Below are 208 nucleotides of genomic sequence, written 5' to 3'. Positions count from 1 at the left end.
AGATTCATAAACAAATCATTCTATGCGTATAACGAAGCTTCATTTAATGCAGCAAAAGCAAACGCTGGAGCATTATATAATCCACAGAATTTTAGAGTTGTGGATGGGACAACTAGTGGATGGTTAAAGATTAAAACATGGGAAGGCGACAAGTGGGTTAATTTAAGTACGGAAGCTACAGGTATAGAATTCTATGTGGAAGCTACTG

General features: G+C 37.0%; 1 pseudogene. It reads left to right on the top strand.

Features of this window, described 5'->3' with window-relative positions:
• A pseudogene (locus tag MR107_RS31265) lies at window positions 1-208 on the top strand (hypothetical protein); the annotation flags it as partial.

Source organism: Bacillus cereus group sp. BfR-BA-01441, from assembly GCF_022663075.1.
Taxonomy (GTDB): Bacteria; Bacillota; Bacilli; order Bacillales; family Bacillaceae_G; genus Bacillus_A; species Bacillus_A cereus.
Note: the sequence above shows the minus strand (reverse complement) of the source record. Positions and strands in the feature narration are given on the sequence as shown.